The following is an 18,222-nucleotide window of genomic DNA, read 5'->3' on the forward strand; positions in this document are numbered from 1 at the left end:
CGACCCGTGCGTGCAGCCCATCGCCCCTCCTTCGCCCGGAACCTGCACCCGGGCGCGTGGTGGCTGTGGGCGCTCGGGCTCGCCACCGCCGCCAGCCGGACGACGAACCCGCTGCTGCTCGCCTTGCTCCTGGCGGTTGCGGGTTACGTCGTGGCGGCCAGGCGATCGACCGCGCCGTGGGCGAACTCCTATGCGGCGTTTCTCAAGCTCGGGTTGGCGGTCATCGTGATCCGCGTCGTGTTCCAGGCGGTGTTCGGCGCCGCCGTCGCCGGCCGGACGGTCCTCTTCACCCTGCCCGAGCTGCCCCTGCCGGGGTGGGTCGACGGCATCCGGATCGGCGGCCAGGTCACCGCCGAGGCGCTGGCATCGGCGGTGTACGACGGACTGCGGCTCGCCGCGATACTCGGCTGCGTCGGGGCGGCGAACGCGCTCGCCAACCCCAAGCGCCTGCTCACGCACGTGCCTGGAGCGCTCTATGAGCTGGGTGTCGCGGTCGTGGTCGCCATGACGTTCGCACCCCAGCTCGTCGCCGACGCGGCACGGGCGCGGGCGGCCCGCCGGCTGCGCGGCCAGCCGGACCGTGGCCTGCGCTCGGTCCGTGCCACCGCCGTACCAGTCCTCGAGGGAGCTTTGGAACGCTCCCTCGCGCTGGCGGCGGCGATGGACTCACGGGGATACGGTCGGCTCGGCAACGTGACCCGGCGGGCCCGCCTGCTCACCTCCGGCCTCGTCCTCGGGGGCCTGATGGGTATCTGCGTCGGCGTCTACGCGCTCCTCGACGCCGGTGCCACCCGAACTCTCGCCCTGCCCGCTCTCGGCGCGGGGCTCGTCACGGCGTGTGCCGGGTTGATGCTCGGTGGCCGGCGCACGGTCCGGACGAGGTACCGGCCAGATCCTTGGGCCCTGCCGGAATGGCTGGTCACCGCCAGCGGCGTTGCCGTCGCCGCTGGCTTCTTGTGGGTATCCATCGCGGGGGGCGGCGACCTCGTTGCCAGTACCGTGCCGCTCACGGTGCCCGAGCTGCCGGTGATCCCCACCGTGGCCGCGCTCCTCGGCCTCCTGCCCGCGTGGTTGGCTCCACCTCCGCCCCGACCGGTGAGTGACGAGGCGCCGGCCGGCCAGCAGGCGGACGGCGAAGAGGCAGACGACCAGCGGGCGGGCGACGAACAGGCAAAGCACCAGCGGGCGGGCGACCAACGGGGGAAGGTGCAGGCGTCATGATCCGGTTCGAGTCGGTGTCCATGCGCTACCCGGGGAGCGCGAGCCCGGTCCTGCGCGACGTGACGTTCGAGATCGCCGAAGGCGAACTGTGCCTTGTCGTCGGCCAGACCGGCAGTGGCAAGACCACCCTGCTGCGCGCCATCAACGGCCTGGTCCCCCACTTCACCGGCGGCACGCTGAGCGGCCGCGTGGTCGTCGACGGGCGCGAGACCCGTACGCACCATCCGCGAGACCTCGCCGACGTCGTGGGCGTGGTCGGTCAGGATCCGCTGGCCGGGTTCGTCACCGACACCGTCGAGGACGAGCTGGCCTACGGCATGGAGTCGCTGGCCCTGGCACCCGACGTCATGCGTACCCGGGTGGAGGAGACGCTGGACCTGCTCGGACTCACCGGCGTACGGTCCCGGCCCATCGCCACGCTCTCCGGCGGTCAACAGCAGCGTGTCGCGATCGGCTCCGTCCTCACCAGCCATCCGCGGGTGCTCGTGCTGGACGAGCCCACCTCCGCTCTCGACCCGGCGGCCGCCGAGGACGTACTCGCCGCATTGCACCGGCTCGTCCACGACCTCGGCGTCACGGTGGTCCTCGCCGAACATCGGCTGGAACGCGTCGTGCAGTACGCCGACCGGATCGTCCTCGTCCCCGGTGACGGCCAGGCACTCGCGGTGGGACCGCCGGCAGCCGTCATGGCCGACTCGACGGTGGCGCCACCGGTCGTGGAACTCGGCCGGCTCGCCGGCTGGGACCCGCTGCCGTTGACGGTGCGCGACGCGCGCGCGTTGGCCGGGCCGTTGCGGGAGCGGCTCGCCACCGTCGCACCGCCAACCCCGCGATCGACCCCGCCATCGACCCCGCGATCGACGCCGGCAACTCCGGCGCCAGCGGGTGCGCAAGGCAGCGTTGACAGTACGTCCGGCTCCGGCGCACGCCCGGTCGCGTCCGTACGCCACCTGCTCGTGCGCTACGGACCACGGCGGGCTGCGACCCGGCCGGCGCTGCACGACATCGACCTTGACGTGGCACCGGGTGAGGTCATCGCCCTGATGGGGCGGAACGGCGCGGGCAAGTCGTCCCTGCTCAATGCCCTGGTGGGACTCACGAAGCCGGCCGGCGGCACGGTCCGGCTAGGCGACCTCGACCCGGCCGGCGCCAGGCCCGCGGTCATCGCGAAGGCCGCGGGTCTCGTGCCGCAGGAGCCTGGTGCGCTGCTGTACGCCGAGACGGTGGCGCAGGAGTGCCGACAGGCCGACGCCGACTTCGGGGCCCCGGCAGGTCGGTGCGCGGCCATCCTCGGCCGGTTGGCTCCAGGCGTACCCTTCGATCGGCATCCCCGGGACCTGTCCGAAGGGCAGCGGCTCTGTCTGGCGCTGGCCGTCGTCCTCACCGCCGAACCGCCGCTGCTGCTGCTCGACGAACCCACCCGTGGCCTGGACTACCTCGCGAAGGGACGCCTGGCCGGGATCCTGCGCGAGCTCGCGGTCGGCGGCGACGGCCGTGGGATCGCCCACGGGATCGTCGTCGCGACCCACGACGTCGAGCTGGTCGCCGAGATCGCCACAAGGGTGGTGGTCCTCGCCGACGGGGAGATCGTCGCGGACGGCCCCGTCGCACACGTGGTGGCGGCGTCGCCGACCTTCGCGCCGCAGGTGGCGAAGATCCTGCGTCCGTTGCCGTGGCTCACCGTCGGGCAGGTGGCCGCCTCGCTCGAGCCGGCGTCGTGACGCGCACACTTCGGGCGCGGTCGCTCGTCGCGCTGGTCCTGGCGACGCTCGTCGGCGCGGCCGGGTTCGGCTGGCCGTTCCTGGCCGACGTCGGGAGTACGGCGAGCGGGGACTCCGTCGCCGCGACGTACCTCTTCGTCCTGCTCCTCCCCCTCGTCGTGGCTGTCGTCCTCGCCGAACTCGCCGACGGCGGCATGGACGCCAAGGCGATCGCGATGCTCGGGGTGCTGGCGGCTGCCGGCGTCGCGCTGCGGGCGCTCAGCCCGGGTACGGGCGGGTTCGAGCCGACGCTGTTCCTGCTGGTCGTCGCGGGCCGGGTCTTCGGCGCCGGCTTCGGCTTCGCGCTTGGCTCGGTGATGCTCCTTGCCAGCGCGCTCGCGACCGGAGGTGTCGGGCCGTGGATGCCGTTCCAGATGGTCGGGCTCGCGTGGGTGGGGCTGTTGGCCGGCCTTCTGCCACGGGCGTCCGGCCGGGTCGAGCGCTGGCTGCTCGCGGGCTACGCGGGGCTGGCGGGCGTCGCGTATGGCGCGCTGCTGAACCTGTCGTTCTGGCCGTTCTCCCGCTCGCTGCCGGCCGGGATGGCGTACGCACCAGGCGAATCCGCCCTCGCGAACGTCGGACACTATGCGGCGTTCTACGTCACGACGTCGTTCGGCTGGGACGGCGTACGCGCCCTCGTCAACGCGGCGTTGGTGCTCCTCGCGGGACGTCCGGTACTCGCGACTCTGCGCCGTGCCGCCCGCCGGGCGGCCTGGGACCGGCCACCCTCGCCCGACCCGGGTGGGCCTGTTCAGGGCGCGGACGCCTCCCGCTCGCCCGGACCCACCAGCCGGTTGACGAGTCCGTAACCGACGGCCTCCTCCGCGGTGAGGAACCGGCCCTTCCGTAGGTCCGTAGCGATCTCGTCGGCCTGGCGTCCGGTCGCGGCGGCGAGAAGCTCGATCACTGCGTCGCGCATGCGGAGGTGCTCGCGGGCGTAGGTGTCGACCTCGGACGCGGTACCGCTGATCTCGGGCGACTTCGGCTCGTCGAGGGCGAAGCGTGCGTGCGGGTAGGCGAGCCGCGTGGGCGCGGCGGCGAAGGCGGCGACAGCGACGCCGCTCACCTCACCGACCGCGACAGCCGTGAGATCGACGCCCAGCATGTGGATCGTGTCGACCAGGCTGAGCACCGCCCCCAACTCGCCGCCGCGACAGCCGAGGTGGAGCCGGATCGGCTGGTCGGCAAGGGCCTCCAGAGTGAGCAGCTGGGCGGCGGTCCGGGTGGCGAGCTGGTCGTCGAGGAAGCCCTGCGCGAGAACGACCCGGCGTTCGAAGAGCTGCTCCTGGATGTAGGTGTCGAACGTCATCACGCGGTCGTCTGCCATGCGTCTCTCCCTGTCGCTTGCCGCATCCTCGGGTGCCACGTCCGGATGCCCCCTCCTACTTCCGTGGTGGGCGTACGCTGGCGGCGAGCCGGACTTCGACCTGGCGGCCCACCGCGGATGCGTACCGCTCCAAGGTCGACAGCCGGACGTCCACGGCGCCGGCCTCGATCCGGGCGACGGCGGACTGCGACGTGCCCATCCGCGCGGCCACCTGGGTCTGGGAGAGCCCGGACCGTTTGCGGAGTTCGACCAGTTCCGTGGCGAGCCGGCGACGCCTGACGGCCATCTCCCGAAAGCCCGGCATCACCGGCAGGTTGTCCTGGTCCTCCGCTCCCATACCTGCGACGCTATCTCGAAAATGAGATGACCGGGAGGTGGTTACGCCGTGGGGGCGGTGTCAACGAAGAGAAGTGTCCACGAAGGGTGGGCGGCGGACGACGAAAGGCTCGCGGCGGCCCCTGACGTCCACCGCGACCTCGGCGCCATCCGCCACGCCGGAAGCCAGCAGCGCCAGGCCGACGCCGACCCGCCGGGTCGGGGAGAACGTCCCACTCGTCACGGCACCAAGCGGCTCGCCGGCCTCGTCGACCACCGACATGCCGGGCCTCGGGATGCCCCTGCCCTGTGCTTCGAGACCGCGCAGCCGCCGCGCCGGACCGGCCGCTCGCTCCTCCGACAGCACGGTCCTCCCCCAGAACGCCGGCTTCTTCCAGCCCACCGCCCAACCGAGGCGCGCCTGTACCGGCGTGACGTCGAGCGAGATGTCCTGACCGTGCAGCGGGTAGCCCATCTCGGTCCGCAGCGTGTCGCGGGCACCGAGCCCGCACGGCATCACGTCGAGGGCCCGACCAGCCTCGAACAACGCGTCCCACGCCGTCCCCGCCGCGTCGGCGGGGATCACCAACTCGTAGCCGCGCTCCCCGGTGTAGCCCGTGCGCGCCACGGTCAGCGTGGTGCCGCGCCAGGGCGCCTCGACGAAGGACATGTACGCATGTCCGGCCGGCAGCCCCGCCGCTGCCAGCAGGTCGTCGCTGCGCGGTCCCTGGACGGCGAGGACGGCGTACGCCTCGTGCAGGTCGGTCACCTCGACCCGAGACGGCGCCTCGGCCGCGAGCCGGCGTACGACCTCCGCGGTGTTGGCGGCGTTGGGGACGAGGAACAACTCCTGCGGCCCGACGAAGTAGGCGATCAGGTCGTCCACGATGCCGCCGGTCGCGTCGTCGCAACAGAGCGTGTACTGCGCCTGCCCGGGAGCGATCTTGCCAAGTGCGTTGGTCAGGGTCGCGTCGACGTAGGCCGCCGCGCCGGGGCCGCGCAGGCGCGCCTTGCCCAGGTGGCTCACGTCGAAGACACCAACACTGGTGCGGACCGCCCGGTGTTCGGCGAGAACGCCACCACCGGGATACTCGAGCGGCATCTCCCAACCACCGAACGGAGCGAGCTTCGCACCCAGCGCGAGGTGCCGGTCGTGAAGTGGCGAACGCATCATGTCCGCGAACCTATCTGCTGGCCGTACGCCGCCGAGGCGTACCATCCGCGCAGCCCCGTGCCCCGACGGCGTAGCATCCGCGCGAGCCCGAAATCCTGCCGTATCCCAGCACACCCGCCGCTCCGACCGACGAGGAGACGATCAAGCGTGAGAGCCTCGAACCCGACCATCTCCGTTCGCAAAGCTTCAGCTGCGACGGTCAAGGCAGACGCTGTGGTCATCGGTGTCGTACCAGCCGACGGGAGCGGCCTCACCCTCGCGCCTGGGGCGGGCGAGATCGACGGAGCCCTGGGCGGGACCCTCGTCCGGACGCTCGAGACCCTCGGCGCCAAGGGCAAGGCCGATGAGGTCACCCTCGTGCCCTCCGGTGGCGCCGTCGCCGCACCAGTGATCGCCGCGGTCGGCCTCGGCAAAGTCAAGAACGGCAAGGAGGCGGCCACTCTCGAGGCGCTCCGGAGGGCAGCGGGTGCCGCCGTCCGCCGGCTGACCGGCAAGGCCGGCGCGGTCGCCTTCGCTCTTACGGCCGACGACGCGGCCGACATCGGTGCCGTCGCCGAGGGCGCCCTGCTGGGTGCGTACTCCTATGAGCGCTACCGCTCGGAACACAACGGCGACCGCCCCAAGCCGATCTCCAACCTGACCGTCCTCACCGAGAAGTCCCGCGACAAGGCCGTCAAGAACGCCTTGACACGCGCCCAGGCCGTCGCGCGCGCGGTCAACCTCACCCGCGACTGGGTCAACGCCGCACCGTCGGACCTCTACCCCGCGGCGTTCGCCGACCAGGCGAAGGCCGAGGCCAAGAAGGCGAAGCTCGCCGTCGAGGTGCTCGACAAGAAGGCCCTCGCGACCGGTGGCTACGGCGGGATCATCGGCGTCGGCCAGGGCTCGGAGCGGCCGCCACGGCTGGTGCGGCTGACCTACCGTCCTGCGCGCGCCAAGAAGCACCTGGCCCTCGTGGGCAAGGGAATCACGTTCGACACCGGCGGCATCTCACTCAAGCCCGCCGACAGCATGGTCACGATGAAGTGCGACATGGGCGGTGCCGCCGCGGTCCTCGCCGCGGCCACCGCGATCGCCGAGCTGGGACTGCCGGTGGCGGTGACGGCGTACGCACCGATGGCCGAGAACATGCCGTCGGGTTCGGCGCAGCGTCCGTCCGACGTCCTGACGATGTACGGCGGCAAGACCGTCGAGGTGCTCAACACCGACGCGGAGGGCCGGCTGGTGCTGGCCGACGCGATCGTCCGGGCCGGCGAGGACAAGCCCGACCTCATCGTCGACGTCGCCACCCTCACCGGTGCCTGCATGGTCGCGCTGGGCGCCCGGACGTTCGGGATCCTGGCCAACGACGACGACCTCGCGACGAACGTCCGAGCCATCGCCGAGCGTGTCGGCGAGGACGGCTGGCCGTTGCCGATCCCCGAAGGGACCCGCGAACGCCTCGAGTCCAAGGTGGCCGACCTCGCCAACATCGCCACCCAGCGGCTCGGCGGCGCTCTCGTGGCGGGGGCCTTTCTGCAGGAGTTCGTCGCCGACGGTGTCTCGTGGGCGCACCTCGACATCGCCGGTCCATCGTTCAACGAGGGCGGTCCGTTCGGCTACACACCGAGCGGCGGGACCGGATCGGCCGTACGCACACTGATCGGGATCGCCGAAGCGGCTGCCGAGGGCGAGCTGTAGGGCACGTCCGCCTCACCGGTAGGCACAGGCCTGCAGGTCGTCCAGCTCGGCATAGAGCCCGTGCCGGCGCATCAGTGCGTCGCGGTTGCCGTACTCCGGACCGCGTTGTTCCCGCCGAGGGGCCGTGGGAATGATTTTCCTCACGTGCTGGCTTCGCCGGCCTTGCCCAGAATGTCCTTCTGTGCGGCCGCCTGGCGGCTGGTCCAGTCCCGCATGCGCTGCGGGTAGCCGACCACCTGCGCGTCGTAGCTGGGGACGCCGAGCTTGTTGGCGAACTCGTGGGCGAATGCCGCGTCCGGGACCCGCCTCCGGGTCCACTCGCCGTCCGACGCGACCAGCAGCAGGGTCATGTCGGTCACGGCCGTGCGCGGCTCGACGAAGCCCTCGACCCCTCGCCGCGTGCGCGCGAAGCTCTCCAGGTGGGTCTTGTCCTGCGCCGACCAACCGCGCCGGCCGGCGCCCGATCCGCCGCCCGAGCGACCCTTGCGGGGGCGCCGCCGGAACCACCGCAGCATCTGCCGACCTCCTACGTCCACGGCCACGAGAAATCACGACATTCGTTCGTCCGCCGAACGGCTCAAGTGTCGCGTAGGTTCCGGGTGGACGCATAACGACCTTGTCCCTCTCGGCCCATCCCGGCCCCGCCGAGGCGGACCGTTTGGCAGGTATCGCGGCGGGAGTGCAAGGATGACTGTGACGTGACGGTCGCGTGCCCCCTGCTCGACGAGGTGGATTGGCCCCGGCGAGGTGGAAGGTCACGAGATCGTCGACACCACGTTCTCGATCAACGCACGCGGAGGACCCCGTGGCGGACAACGCCGGCACCGCTTTCGACCTTGTGATCCTCGGTGGAGGCAGCGGTGGGTACGCATGCGCGCTACGCGCAGCCGAGCTCGACCTGAACGTCGCCCTCATCGAGCGGGACAAACTGGGTGGCACCTGCCTGCACCGCGGCTGCATCCCGACCAAGGCACTTCTGCACGCCGCCGAAGTCGCGGACAACGCGCGCGACGGCGGCGACTTCGGCATCCTGTCGACGTTCGAAGGCGTCGACATGGCCGGTGTCAACAAGTACAAGGACGGCGTAGTCAACCGCGCCTTCCGGGGCGTCACCGGCCTGCTCAAGTCGGCCGGCGTCACCGTCATCGAAGGCGAGGGCCGGCTCGTCGCGCGAGACGCGGTCGAGGTCAACGGCACCCGCTACACCGCGCCGAACATCCTGCTGTCCACCGGTTCGTACTCCAAGACACTGCCCGGCCTCGACATCGACGGCGAACGTGTCATCACCAGTGAGCACGCCCTCCTCCTCGACGACGTGCCGAAATCGGTCATCGTCCTCGGCGGTGGCGTGATCGGGGTCGAGTTCGCCAGTGTGTGGCGGTCCTTCGGTGCAGAGGTCACGATCATCGAGGCACTGCCACGGCTGATCGCGCTCGAGGACGAAGCCTCCTCCCAGATGGTCGAGCGGGCCTTCCGGCGGCGCGGGATCACGACCAAGACCACCACCTCGTACAAGGCCGTCGAACGCACGGACTCCGGCGTACGCCTGACCGTCGAGTCCGGTGAGTCCTACGAAGCCGACCTCCTCCTTGTGTCCGTCGGGCGCGGCCCGACCACCGCGGGCATCGGCTACGAGGACGTCGGCATCGCCATGGACCGCGGCTTCGTCCTCACCGACGAACGTCTTCGTACGAACGTTCCCGGCGTCCGCGCGGCCGGCGACATCGTGCCCGGCTACCAACTCGCCCACCGCGGCTTCCAGCAGGGAATCTTCATCGCCGAGGACATCGCCGGCCTCGAGCCCGCCGTCATCGACGAGACAGGCATCCCCCGGGTCACCTACTGCGATCCCGAGGTCGCCTCGATGGGGCTCAACGAAGCGGCGGCCGCGGAGAAGTACGGCGCCGACGGCATCACGACCTTCACCTACGACCTGGCGGGCAACCCCAAGAGCCAGATCCTGCGTACGCGCGGGTTCGTCAAGGTGATCCGGGCCAAGGACGGTCCGGTCGTCGGCATCCACATGGTGGGTGCACGGGTCGGCGAGCTCGTCTCCGAGGCGCAGCTCATCTACAACTGGGAGGCGTTCCCCGAGGAGGTCGCCCAGCTCGTGCACATGCACCCCACGCAGAGTGAAGCGATCGGAGAGGCTCACATGGCCCTCGCCGGCAAACCGCTGCACAGCCACAGCTGACGGCCGGGCCCATCGTTCGCCCCTCAGGATTCGCGGCCGCCCCGGGTGTAGGACACGTCAGACTCAGCACACGCCAGACTTCGGACATCCCAGACTTCGGACATCCCAGACTTCGAACATTCAGGACAAGGAGCAACGATGCCGGTCTCCGTCACTCTCCCCGCCCTCGGCGAGAGCGTCACCGAGGGAACCGTGACGCGGTGGCTCAAGCAGGTAGGCGACACCGTGCAGGCCGACGAGCCCCTGCTCGAGGTCTCCACCGACAAGGTAGACACCGAGATCCCCGCACCTGCCTCCGGCACGCTGACCCAGATCACCGTCGGCGAGGACGAGACCGTCTCTATCGGCGCCGAGCTCGGCGTCATCGGTTCTGAGGTCGAGGCCGCCGGTGGCGAGGAGCCGGCACCCGCCGGGCCGGAAGAGCAACCCGCCCAGGAGGCGGCCGCCCCACCGGCGCCGCCGCGGGAGGAGGCCCAGCAACCGGCCCAGCCCGAACCTCAGGCAGCCGAAGTGCCCGCGGAACCCGCTCCGGTGGCCGCCGAGTCCGGCAACGGGCAGGGGACCTCCGTCACTCTCCCCGCCCTCGGCGAGAGCGTCACCGAGGGAACCGTGACGCGGTGGCTCAAGCAGGTAGGCGACACCGTGCAGGCCGACGAGCCACTGCTCGAGGTCTCCACCGACAAGGTAGACACCGAGATCCCCGCACCTGCCTCCGGCACGCTGACCCAGATCACCGTCGGCGAGGACGAGACCGTCTCCATCGGCGCCGAGCTCGGCATCATCGCCGGCGAGCAGGCGGCACCACGCCCCCGCCACGCCGCACCAACACCGGCGCCCGCAGAAGCGCCTCCCAGTCCTGAGCCCGAGCCCACGCCAGCTCCGGTACCCGCGGCGCAGACCCCGCCCTCAGCCGCGCCTGAGCCCGCCGGAGCCACGCCGACCCAGGTGCCCCCTTCTCCCGCGGGAGGCGGAGCCGCGGTCGGTGGCACTGACGGAGCGGCGACCCAGTACGTCACGCCGCTCGTCCGCAAGCTCGCCGCTGAGAACCAGATCGACCTGGCCAACGTCCAGGGCACCGGCGTCGGTGGCCGGATTCGCAAGCAGGACGTCCTCGCCGCGGCGAAGGCCCGCGAGGAGGCGGCGATCCGCACCCGTCAGCAGGCCGAGGCCGCGTCCGGGCTGCCTGGCGCTGCCCCCTCGGCTCCATCCGTCCCCGCACAACCCAGCCCCCTCCGCGGGACCACGGAGAAGCTGAGCCGCGCCCGCCGGGTCATTGCCCAGCGGGTCCACGAGTCCCTCCAGAGCACCGCCCAGCTCACCACCGTCGTCGAGGTCGACGTCACGGCGATCGCCAAGGTGCGCGACCGGGTGAAGGGGACCTTCGCCCAACGCGAGGGCGTGAAGCTGTCGTTCCTGCCGTTCTTCGCCAAGGCGACTCTGGAAGCGCTCAAGGAACATCCGAAGCTCAACGCCACCATCGACGTCGACAAGGGCGAGGTCACCTATCACGGCACCGAGAACCTTGTCATCGCCGTCGACACCGACCGCGGCCTCATGGTCCCGGTCATCCACGACGCCGGTGACCTCAACGTCACCGGGCTGGCCAGGCGGATCACCGACCTCGCCGAACGCACCCGCATCAACAAGATCACGCCCGACGAGATCTCCGGCGGAACGTTCACCCTCACCAACACCGGCAGCCGCGGTGCACTGTTCGACACGCCGATCTTCTTCCAGCCCCAGGTCGCCATCCTCGGGACGGGAACAGTGGTCAAACGCCCCGTCGTGGTCACCACGCCGCTCGGCGACACGATCGCCATCCGGCACATGGTCTACCTCGCCCTGAGCTACGACCACCGGCTGATCGACGGCGCCGACGCGGCGCGCTTCCTGGGCGCGGTCAAGCGGCGCCTGGAGGATGGCAGCGTCGCCGCCGAGTTCGGGAGCTGAGTCCGCTCGAGGGCTGACTCGGTTCGGACACTCACGGCTCGGCAACGGGGGGACTGGTTCGTCATGCGGTACGTACTCGCCGGCGCGTCGGGGTTTCTTGGGCGCGCGCTCCACGCCGACCTCGCCCGCGCCGGCCATGACGTGATCCGGCTCGTGCGCCGCACTCCCCAGTCGCCGCACGAGTCCCAGTGGGATCCCGCGCACGACCAGGTCGATCCGGGGGTGCTCGCCGACGCCGATGCGGTGGTCAACCTCGCCGGCGCCAACATCGGCCGGATCCCCTGGACGGCCGCCTACCGCCAGACCATCCGCACGAGCCGGATCACCACCACCAGCACCCTGGCCAACGTGCTGGCCGGCCTCCCCGAGCCGCCGGTGTTCGTCGCGCAGAGCGCCATCCGCTACTACGGCGAGGGCCGGGGCGACGAGGAGCTCACCGAGGACTCCCTGCCGGGACGCGGGTTCCTCGCGGGAGTCGTACGCGAGTGGGAGGAGGCGACAAGCCCGGCGGAACGCGCCGGCGTCAGGGTGGTCCGCCTTCGTACCGGCGTCGTCGTCGACCGCTCCGGCGGGGCGTTCCCGCTCATCGCCGCGCCCTTCCGGCTCGGTCTCGGTGGACGGCTGGGGTCCGGCCAGCAGTACATGGGCATGATCTCCCTCACCGACTGGCTGGCCGCGGTACGTTTCGTCGTCGAACGCCCCGGCTGTCAGGGTGCCTACAACCTGACGTTGCCCGAACCTCCCACAAACGCCGAGTTCACCCAGGCGCTCGGGGCGGCGCTGAAGCGGCCAACCCCTGCGCCGGTACCTGCGTTCGTCCTGCGTACGGTCCTCGGCGGGTTCTCCATCGAGCTCCTGGACGGCCTGCGGATCCTGCCCAGTCGGTTGCTCGAAGCTGGCTTCACCTTCACCGCGCCTGATGTCGCCTCAGCGGTCGCTGCCGCGCTACATCGGTCCTGAACCGCAGTGACCCGCGGCCAGCAGGACGATCTTCAGCGAGCGACGATGCGGGCGATCCGCCAGTCGCCGACGTTGGATCTGTCGAGCGTGATCCGTCGGGTCGTCACCTCGCCGGCCGGCCGGTCGGTCCGCTCACCCGAGTCGGCCACCACGGTGTAGGCCTGAAGCTGGTCCATCACCTCGAGCACCACCTGACCGTCGCCGGACGACACGACCCGCAGTCGCTTGATGTCGAACCTCAGCCCTTCGATGTGGCAACCCGCCGTGGCGCATTTGTCGATCTCGGCGCGGTCCTTGGCGAGCAGGTCGGAGTCGGTCGCGTAGACGTCGCCCAGCAGGGCGGGATCGGACTCGGCGAACGCCTCGGCGCGCTGGCGATCGAGCGCGGCCAGAATCGACTGCCAGGTGGCCTCGCCGTCGCTGCCCGACCCGCCTGGTGCGGCCGGCGGCTCGGGTGCGTGGGAGGCCTTGGGTGAGTTCTCCGCTCGGGGTGGGACCGAGGCTCCGTCCTCCGTACGGCCACGACCGGTGGCACCGTCCGGGGTGTCCTTGCCGCGACCCGGTGCGGCTGCCGCCGCTCCGTTGCCATCTCGCGCGATGTCGGCGTCACGGGCCGCAGCCGGATCGGCTGGGCGAGCGCGCTGCGCCCAGGCGATCCCGCCCACCACGGCACCGGCAAGCAGAAGGAACGAAAGCCCGCTCGCGACGATCAGACCTATCCGGCGACCGTCCTTCTCGTCATCGTCCGCGGCCGCCGCCTCTGGCGCCATCGCTGGTCCGGGTGCGGGAAACCCGGCAGCGGCGAAGGGGTCACGAGCCGGCGGACCGTCCGGCGCGGGGCCCATGTCTGGCGCCGCTCCCGGCGTCTGGACGGCGCCCGGCGTCTGGACGGCGCCCGGCGTCTGGACGGCGCCCGACGTCGGGAAGGAGCCGGACGTCGAGGAAGAGCCGGGCATCGGCGCGGCCGGATGCCGCGGCTGGCTGGAGGGCGTGCCGGTCCCGGAACCTGCTCCTGGGGACGACTCCCCCAACGCGGCGGCGATGTCCGAGTCGCTCAGCACCAGTCCGATCGGGAACCGCACCGGTGCGGCCGGGCAGGCGGCATAGACAAGGTCGGCGAACTGAGCCGCGTCAGGACGCCGCGCCGGTAGCGGCTGCAGACCCGCACTGACGGCGTGGACGAGCTCGGTGGGAAGGCCGGGAACCGCCTCGGACAGCTCGGGCCGTGACTGGCCGGGCCGAGGCGCCACGCCCGTCAGCGCGGTGTAGCAGACCGCCGCCAGGCCGTAGACGTCGCCGGCCGACGTGGGGCCGCCCTCTCCGGTGCCCATCGGGTCGGAGTAGCCGTGCGTCCCGAGGGCCTCACCACCCTCGACCAGCTTCAGGACCCCGAGGTCGGCGAGCAACGGGCGGCCGTCAGAGGTGAACAGGATCGCCTCTGGTGTCACGTCCCCGTGGACCAGACCGTGCTGGTGCGCACCGGCGAGGGCCTCCGCAATCGGCGCGACCGTCGTCACGACCTCACCCGGATCGAGGCCGCCCCGACCGCTCAGGAGATGGTCGAGGCTGCCACCGTCGGCATGGTCGAGAACCAGGACGACCTCGTCGCCGTCAGGCAGCACCTCGCGAATGCGTACGACGTGCGGGTGGTCGATCAGGCCGAGCAACGAGACGACCTGACCCACGCCTTCGCGGGCGGCGGCATCGCGCAGGCGTAGCCGCTTGAGGGCCACGTGGTCACCCGAGCCCTGCGCACGGGCGAGCCACATCTCGCCACTCGCGCTGGCGCCCAACAACGTCTCGAGGTCATAGCCGCGTACCCGGAACTCACCGCGCATGGTCGCCAAGCCTGGCAGAACCTGCGGTCGGCGTGACGAACGTTGTCCACAACCCCGCCCGGGCGCGTGCCTGTCGCGGCGAGCATCCGTCCGGGCCGCTATGCGGGGCCGATCTCCTTGCTCCCGGCGATGAGCCAGCCGCCCGAGCCGTCGGGCTCGAGAGTCATCCGGAACCGCCTCGGCTCGCCGCCATCATGGGGATAGAGCTGACCGTCGACCTCCAGGCTGTACGGCTGGAGCTGGCTCACCGCATCGACGACCACCCGGTCCGGACCCTCGGAGACGACCTCGAGTGACTGGATCGGCGTACTCAGGCCCTCCACACTCGTGACGCCCTTGCTGGCGTGCACGCGCATGGTGTCCAGCTCCTCCTGCAGCGCCCTGGAGCCGGGTTTGTAGACCTGGGAGAGCCCGTCCTGGTCCAACTTTCGCCATGCCTCGGCTCGGCGCTCGTCGAGCGCGGTGAGGACCTGCGTCCACCGCGCCTCAGCTTCCGTACGCGGCGAACTCGACGGCGCCGCCGACCCCGTGGACGGCGATGACGAGGCCGTGGGTGGAGTCTCGGTGGGAGATGGCTCGGGCCCGGCGAGTGCCTGCCAGCCGAGGACGCCGAGAGCGGCGACGCCCGCCAGCGCGACCGGTACGCCGACGAGTGCGGCGATCAGCACGCCTCGCCCCTTCCGGGAACGTCCGTCGTCCTCGTCCTCCGCGTCGCCAACGACCGCGTCCCTGGGACGAGGCGGGGCCAGGCCGGCGAACGCGTCTGGCTGATCCGACGCGACCGGTCCAGGCCCGGGAGCAGCGCCCCGCAGCGGATCCCCCACCGCCGATGTGCCCGGCCCGGCGCCCGGAGCCTGGGTCCCACTACTCCCCCGCCACGGGTCGGCCGAACGACCGCTCCCCCGAGGATCGCCAGTACCCGACGTCGGCCCGAACGATGCCGGGCTCGACCCCTCGAAGGAGGGTGCCCCCGAGGACGAGGCAAGACCATCCGGGAACCTCACCGGAACGGCGGGGCAGGCGCTGGCGAGCTGCGCCCCGAACTGTGCGGCGTTAGGGCGTTGGTCGGGCTGGCCCGCGAGGCCGGCCTCCACGACGTGGGCGAGGGCGGGTGGGACCCCGGGCGCCACCTGATGCAGTGGACGCCGGCCCTGTCCCGGTTCGGGTGGCGTACCGGCGAGTGCGGTGTAGCAGACCGCGGCCAACCCGTAGATGTCGGCAGCCGGTACGGGCTCGGCGCCAGGGCGCTGGCCAGGGTCGGCGTACCCGAGGGTGCCCAGCTCCGGGCCCCCCTCGACCAGGCCGAGAAGGCCGGCATCGGCCAACAGTGGCCGCGCATCGGCGGAGAAAAGAACGTTCTCGGGGGTGACGTCGGCGTGGACCAGCCCGCGCTCATGCAGGGCAGTCAGCGCCCCCGCGATCGCGGTCGCCATCGTGACCACTTCGCCCGGGTCGAGGGTCGTCCGGGCGAGCAGAAGCTGGCCGAGACTCCCACCTTCGGCGTAGTCGCAGACAAAGACGAGCGCGTCGCCGACCGGCAACATCTCGCTGATCCGCAGCACGTGCGGGTGCGCCACGGAACCGAGCACCGACACGATCCGCCGCGCCTCGTCGTGGGCAGCGTTGTTGCGTGGATGCACGCGTTTGAGAGCAACCTGGGAACCTGCGGCAACGTCCCGAGCGAGCCACACCTCACCAGCAGGGCCCGCGCCCAGCAGGCCCTCGATGTCGTACCCCTCGACCCGGAAGTCGCCCTGCATCCACCCAAGCCTTCCCACCGACGCGCCGTCGGATGTCTGAAAGCTGCACAGTAGCGAGTGGTACGCGGGTCGCCGGCCGCACCCCGCGGCCCCCTGGTCACCCGGCGGGCTTGCTCCCGTCGCAGATCTCCAGGTCCGGAGTATCGGGTCCGCCGACCTGCCACTCGCGGCTGATCCGCCACGCGGTGCTGCCCTGGAGCGGAACGATCTCGATCCGCACCTTCTTCAGCGGGCCGGCGGGGCACTTGTGCCGCTGACCGTTGTTCATGACGACGGTGTAGGCCTGCTGCATGCGTACGACCTCGAAGACGATGGCACGCGGCTGGCGGGACTCCGTGGTGAGGGTGATCATCGATCGATTGAGGTCCAGAACCTTCGCGGCGTCGTTCTGGGCCAGGTCGGCCATGAGCTTTCGATTCTCCTTGTACGCCTGCGAGTCCGGTGCGTACAGCTGGTTCAGCAGCTCCGGATCGCGGTTGGCGTAGGCGTTGGCACGCCGATCGTCGAAGAGTTCGAAGTTCTTGAACCACTGGAGGGAGAACGGATCCGTCGGCGGTGTCGGTGTGGGCGTTTTCGGTTTCGGTTTCGCCGTGTGGGTCTGCTCGGCGATCGGCGTCGTGTCCGTCGACATCCGCCACAGAACGACCGTGGTGATAACTCCGATGACGGCGATCAGGACGGCGCCGATCACGACAAGCTGCCGCGTGTGGGAAGACTCCTGGTCGGGACCGTCGTCGTCGGCACCGTCCCGCACGAGCGGCGCCGGCGGCCGCACCTGCGCCGCCGTTCCTCCTGTGCCGTGCTGAGCACTGAACGGCGGCTGGCCGCTGAAGTGCTGCTGCTGTCCGGCGTACTGCTGCTGCCCGCTCGACGGCGGCTGGCCGGTGAACGGGAGCTGACCACTGAACGGGTGCTGACCGGCGAACGGGGGCTGCTGTCCCGTCGTGGATCGTGACGCCTCGGGCGGCCTCTCCCCCGCCGACTTCGGCGGTGGGGCGAAAGGTGGCGCCGCGCGGTCGGTTCGGTGTCCCTGCTCGATTGGCACCGCCGGAGGCGGGGACCCGCCGGCGCGGGCGGTCGGTCCGGTCGGCGGGCGGTAGCCGCCGGAGGACTCGAACGACGCCAGCGTCTGCGTGGGCGCGTCGACCGGACCGGCATCGGCCGGCGGCCCTTCGAAGTCGGGCGTGGGAAGGCCGAAGTCCGGCGCCGCGGGCTCGGCACGCGACATGGAGTCCGGCAGCCGGACCGGCGCGCGCCGGGCGGCAGCGTCCAGGAGCGCGCCGAACTGACCCATGTGCGGCCGCATGTCCCACGCCGGCTGCAGGCCGGCCTGGATCGCGTGCGCGATACCCGGTGGGACGCCCGGGGCGACCTGGTGCACGGGACGCTGCGGCTCGCCGGGGCGCGGCACCAGGCCGGTCAGGGCGGCGTAGCAGATCGCGGCCAGGCTGTAGACATCACCGGCGGGTGTGGGGTCGGCATCCTCGGGTTCGGCCGGGTCGGCGTAGGGCCGTGCCAGCTCGTCGACCGGCGGCGCGGCGATCCGCCCGAACCCGATGTCGGTGACGAGTGGCGTGCCGTCGGTCGTGAAGAGAATGTCCTCCGGCCGCAGGTCACCGTGGACCAGGCCACGCTCATGCGCGGCCGTGAGGGCGCTGGAAACTGTTGCCGCCATGGTGACGAGCTCGCCCGGATCCAGAGTGCCGCGCACGAGCAGCAGTTGTTCGAGACTGCCGCCCTCGATGTGGTCGAGGACGAAGACGAGTTCGTCGTCGAACGGCAGCAGCTCGCGGATCCGGCGTACGCGTGGATGGTTGAGGGCGTTCAGTCTCTCGACCAGGCGGCGGGCATGGTCGAGCGCGTCAGCGTCACGGGGCTGGACCCGATGCAGCGCGACCTCTGCCCCTGAGGCGCTTTCGCGGGCGAGCCAGGTCTCGCCGGTGGGTCCGGCACCCAGCAAACCCTCGATCTCGTACCCATCCACATCGAAGTGGCTCCGCACGGTTTCCAAGCCTTCCAGACCTACGATCGACGGTACGGCTG

Annotated in this window: 15 protein-coding genes; 7 read left to right on the forward strand and 8 right to left on the reverse strand. The window is 71.3% G+C overall.

The window, feature by feature from the left end; genetic code table 11:
- Nucleotides 1-6 precede the first annotated feature (6 nt).
- From ABN034_RS02655 to ABN034_RS02665, 3 genes are read left to right on the forward strand one after another with little or no spacing between them, the layout of a single operon-like run.
- Nucleotides 7-1,221 (forward strand): energy-coupling factor transporter transmembrane component T family protein, encoded by a 1,215-nt coding sequence (locus tag ABN034_RS02655; RefSeq protein ID WP_349689343.1) that lies wholly within the window; start codon nucleotides 7-9, stop codon nucleotides 1,219-1,221.
- A complete protein-coding gene (locus tag ABN034_RS02660; protein WP_349689344.1) occupies nucleotides 1,218-2,942 on the forward strand; it encodes an ABC transporter ATP-binding protein in 1,725 nt (574 codons plus the stop codon). The genes ABN034_RS02655 and ABN034_RS02660 overlap by 4 nt, the downstream gene beginning before the upstream one ends.
- Complete coding sequence (locus ABN034_RS02665; protein WP_349689345.1) at nucleotides 2,939-3,790, forward strand: ECF transporter S component; 852 nt, start codon at nucleotides 2,939-2,941, stop codon at nucleotides 3,788-3,790. Before ABN034_RS02660 ends, ABN034_RS02665 begins: the two co-directional genes overlap by 4 nt.
- Here the strand turns inward: ABN034_RS02665 and ABN034_RS02670 are convergent.
- From ABN034_RS02670 to gcvT, 3 genes are read right to left on the reverse strand one after another with little or no spacing between them, the layout of a single operon-like run.
- Nucleotides 3,733-4,308, reverse strand: a complete 576-nt coding sequence (locus ABN034_RS02670; protein ID WP_349689346.1) for an ATP-dependent Clp protease proteolytic subunit — start codon at nucleotides 4,306-4,308, stop codon at nucleotides 3,733-3,735. The two genes, ABN034_RS02665 and ABN034_RS02670, sit on opposite strands and share 58 nt — an antisense overlap.
- Nucleotides 4,309-4,363: 55 nt before the next feature.
- Nucleotides 4,364-4,645, reverse strand: coding sequence for a helix-turn-helix domain-containing protein (locus ABN034_RS02675; protein ID WP_349689347.1), 282 nt, complete (start codon nucleotides 4,643-4,645; stop codon nucleotides 4,364-4,366).
- A 60-nt stretch (nucleotides 4,646-4,705) separates the two neighbouring features.
- The gene (gene gcvT, locus ABN034_RS02680) at nucleotides 4,706-5,797 is read right to left on the reverse strand and encodes a glycine cleavage system aminomethyltransferase GcvT (protein ID WP_349689348.1); all 1,092 of its coding nucleotides are present in this window, start codon (nucleotides 5,795-5,797) and stop codon (nucleotides 4,706-4,708) included.
- Nucleotides 5,798-5,944: 147 nt separating this feature from the next.
- On the opposite strand from gcvT, the gene ABN034_RS02685 reads away from it, so the two are divergent.
- Nucleotides 5,945-7,477, forward strand: coding sequence for a leucyl aminopeptidase (locus tag ABN034_RS02685; RefSeq protein ID WP_349689349.1), 1,533 nt, complete (start codon nucleotides 5,945-5,947; stop codon nucleotides 7,475-7,477).
- Nucleotides 7,478-7,489: 12 nt separating this feature from the next.
- On the opposite strand, the gene ABN034_RS02690 is transcribed toward ABN034_RS02685, so the two are convergent.
- Complete coding sequence (locus tag ABN034_RS02690) at nucleotides 7,490-7,621, reverse strand: hypothetical protein (protein ID WP_349689350.1); 132 nt, start codon at nucleotides 7,619-7,621, stop codon at nucleotides 7,490-7,492.
- Entirely contained in the window at nucleotides 7,618-7,992 is a 375-nt protein-coding gene (locus ABN034_RS02695) for a hypothetical protein (RefSeq protein ID WP_349689351.1), read from the reverse strand. The genes ABN034_RS02690 and ABN034_RS02695 overlap by 4 nt, the downstream gene beginning before the upstream one ends.
- Nucleotides 7,993-8,282: 290 nt before the next feature.
- On the opposite strand from ABN034_RS02695, the gene lpdA reads away from it, so the two are divergent.
- The 3 genes from lpdA to ABN034_RS02710 all read left to right on the forward strand — a co-directional run bounded on the left by lpdA (nucleotide 8,283) and on the right by ABN034_RS02710 (nucleotide 12,581).
- Nucleotides 8,283-9,671 carry a dihydrolipoyl dehydrogenase gene (lpdA, locus tag ABN034_RS02700; RefSeq protein ID WP_349689352.1) on the forward strand — a complete coding sequence of 463 codons (1,389 nt, stop codon included), beginning with the start codon at nucleotides 8,283-8,285 and terminating at the stop codon, nucleotides 9,669-9,671.
- Between the two features lie 138 nt (nucleotides 9,672-9,809).
- On the forward strand, nucleotides 9,810-11,621 hold the full coding sequence (sucB, locus tag ABN034_RS02705; RefSeq protein ID WP_349689353.1) for a 2-oxoglutarate dehydrogenase, E2 component, dihydrolipoamide succinyltransferase: 1,812 nt from the start codon (nucleotides 9,810-9,812) through the stop codon (nucleotides 11,619-11,621).
- 63 nt (nucleotides 11,622-11,684) lie between these two features.
- A complete protein-coding gene (locus ABN034_RS02710) occupies nucleotides 11,685-12,581 on the forward strand; it encodes a TIGR01777 family oxidoreductase (RefSeq protein WP_349689354.1) in 897 nt (298 codons plus the stop codon).
- Between the two features lie 32 nt (nucleotides 12,582-12,613).
- Here the strand turns inward: ABN034_RS02710 and ABN034_RS02715 are convergent, their stop codons facing one another.
- The 3 genes from ABN034_RS02715 to ABN034_RS02725 form a co-directional block, all read right to left on the reverse strand.
- Complete coding sequence (locus ABN034_RS02715; protein WP_349689355.1) at nucleotides 12,614-14,419, reverse strand: serine/threonine protein kinase; 1,806 nt, start codon at nucleotides 14,417-14,419, stop codon at nucleotides 12,614-12,616.
- Between the two features lie 98 nt (nucleotides 14,420-14,517).
- A complete protein-coding gene (locus ABN034_RS02720; protein ID WP_349689356.1) occupies nucleotides 14,518-16,179 on the reverse strand; it encodes a serine/threonine protein kinase in 1,662 nt (553 codons plus the stop codon).
- 97 nt (nucleotides 16,180-16,276) lie between these two features.
- On the reverse strand, nucleotides 16,277-18,181 hold the full coding sequence (locus ABN034_RS02725) for a serine/threonine protein kinase (RefSeq protein WP_349689357.1): 1,905 nt from the start codon (nucleotides 18,179-18,181) through the stop codon (nucleotides 16,277-16,279).
- Between the last annotated feature and the right edge of the window lie 41 nt (nucleotides 18,182-18,222).

Source organism: Actinopolymorpha sp. B11F2 (assembly GCF_040195635.1).
Classification (GTDB): Bacteria; Actinomycetota; Actinomycetes; order Propionibacteriales; family Actinopolymorphaceae; genus Thermasporomyces.

Excerpts from the sequence above, each read along its gene's own strand:
- ABN034_RS02710 (WP_349689354.1), top strand. The coding sequence starts at position 11,685 with ATGCGGTACGTACTCGCCGGCGCGTCGGGGTTTCTTGGGCGCGCGCTC.
- sucB (WP_349689353.1), top strand. The coding sequence starts at position 9,810 with ATGCCGGTCTCCGTCACTCTCCCCGCCCTCGGCGAGAGCGTCACCGAG.
- gcvT (WP_349689348.1), bottom strand. The coding sequence starts at position 5,797 with ATGATGCGTTCGCCACTTCACGACCGGCACCTCGCGCTGGGTGCGAAG.
- ABN034_RS02695 (WP_349689351.1), bottom strand. The coding sequence starts at position 7,992 with ATGCTGCGGTGGTTCCGGCGGCGCCCCCGCAAGGGTCGCTCGGGCGGC.
- ABN034_RS02720 (WP_349689356.1), bottom strand. The coding sequence starts at position 16,179 with ATGCAGGGCGACTTCCGGGTCGAGGGGTACGACATCGAGGGCCTGCTG.
- ABN034_RS02715 (WP_349689355.1), bottom strand. The coding sequence starts at position 14,419 with ATGCGCGGTGAGTTCCGGGTACGCGGCTATGACCTCGAGACGTTGTTG.
- ABN034_RS02660 (WP_349689344.1), top strand. The coding sequence starts at position 1,218 with ATGATCCGGTTCGAGTCGGTGTCCATGCGCTACCCGGGGAGCGCGAGC.
- ABN034_RS02670 (WP_349689346.1), bottom strand. The coding sequence starts at position 4,308 with ATGGCAGACGACCGCGTGATGACGTTCGACACCTACATCCAGGAGCAG.
- ABN034_RS02675 (WP_349689347.1), bottom strand. The coding sequence starts at position 4,645 with ATGGGAGCGGAGGACCAGGACAACCTGCCGGTGATGCCGGGCTTTCGG.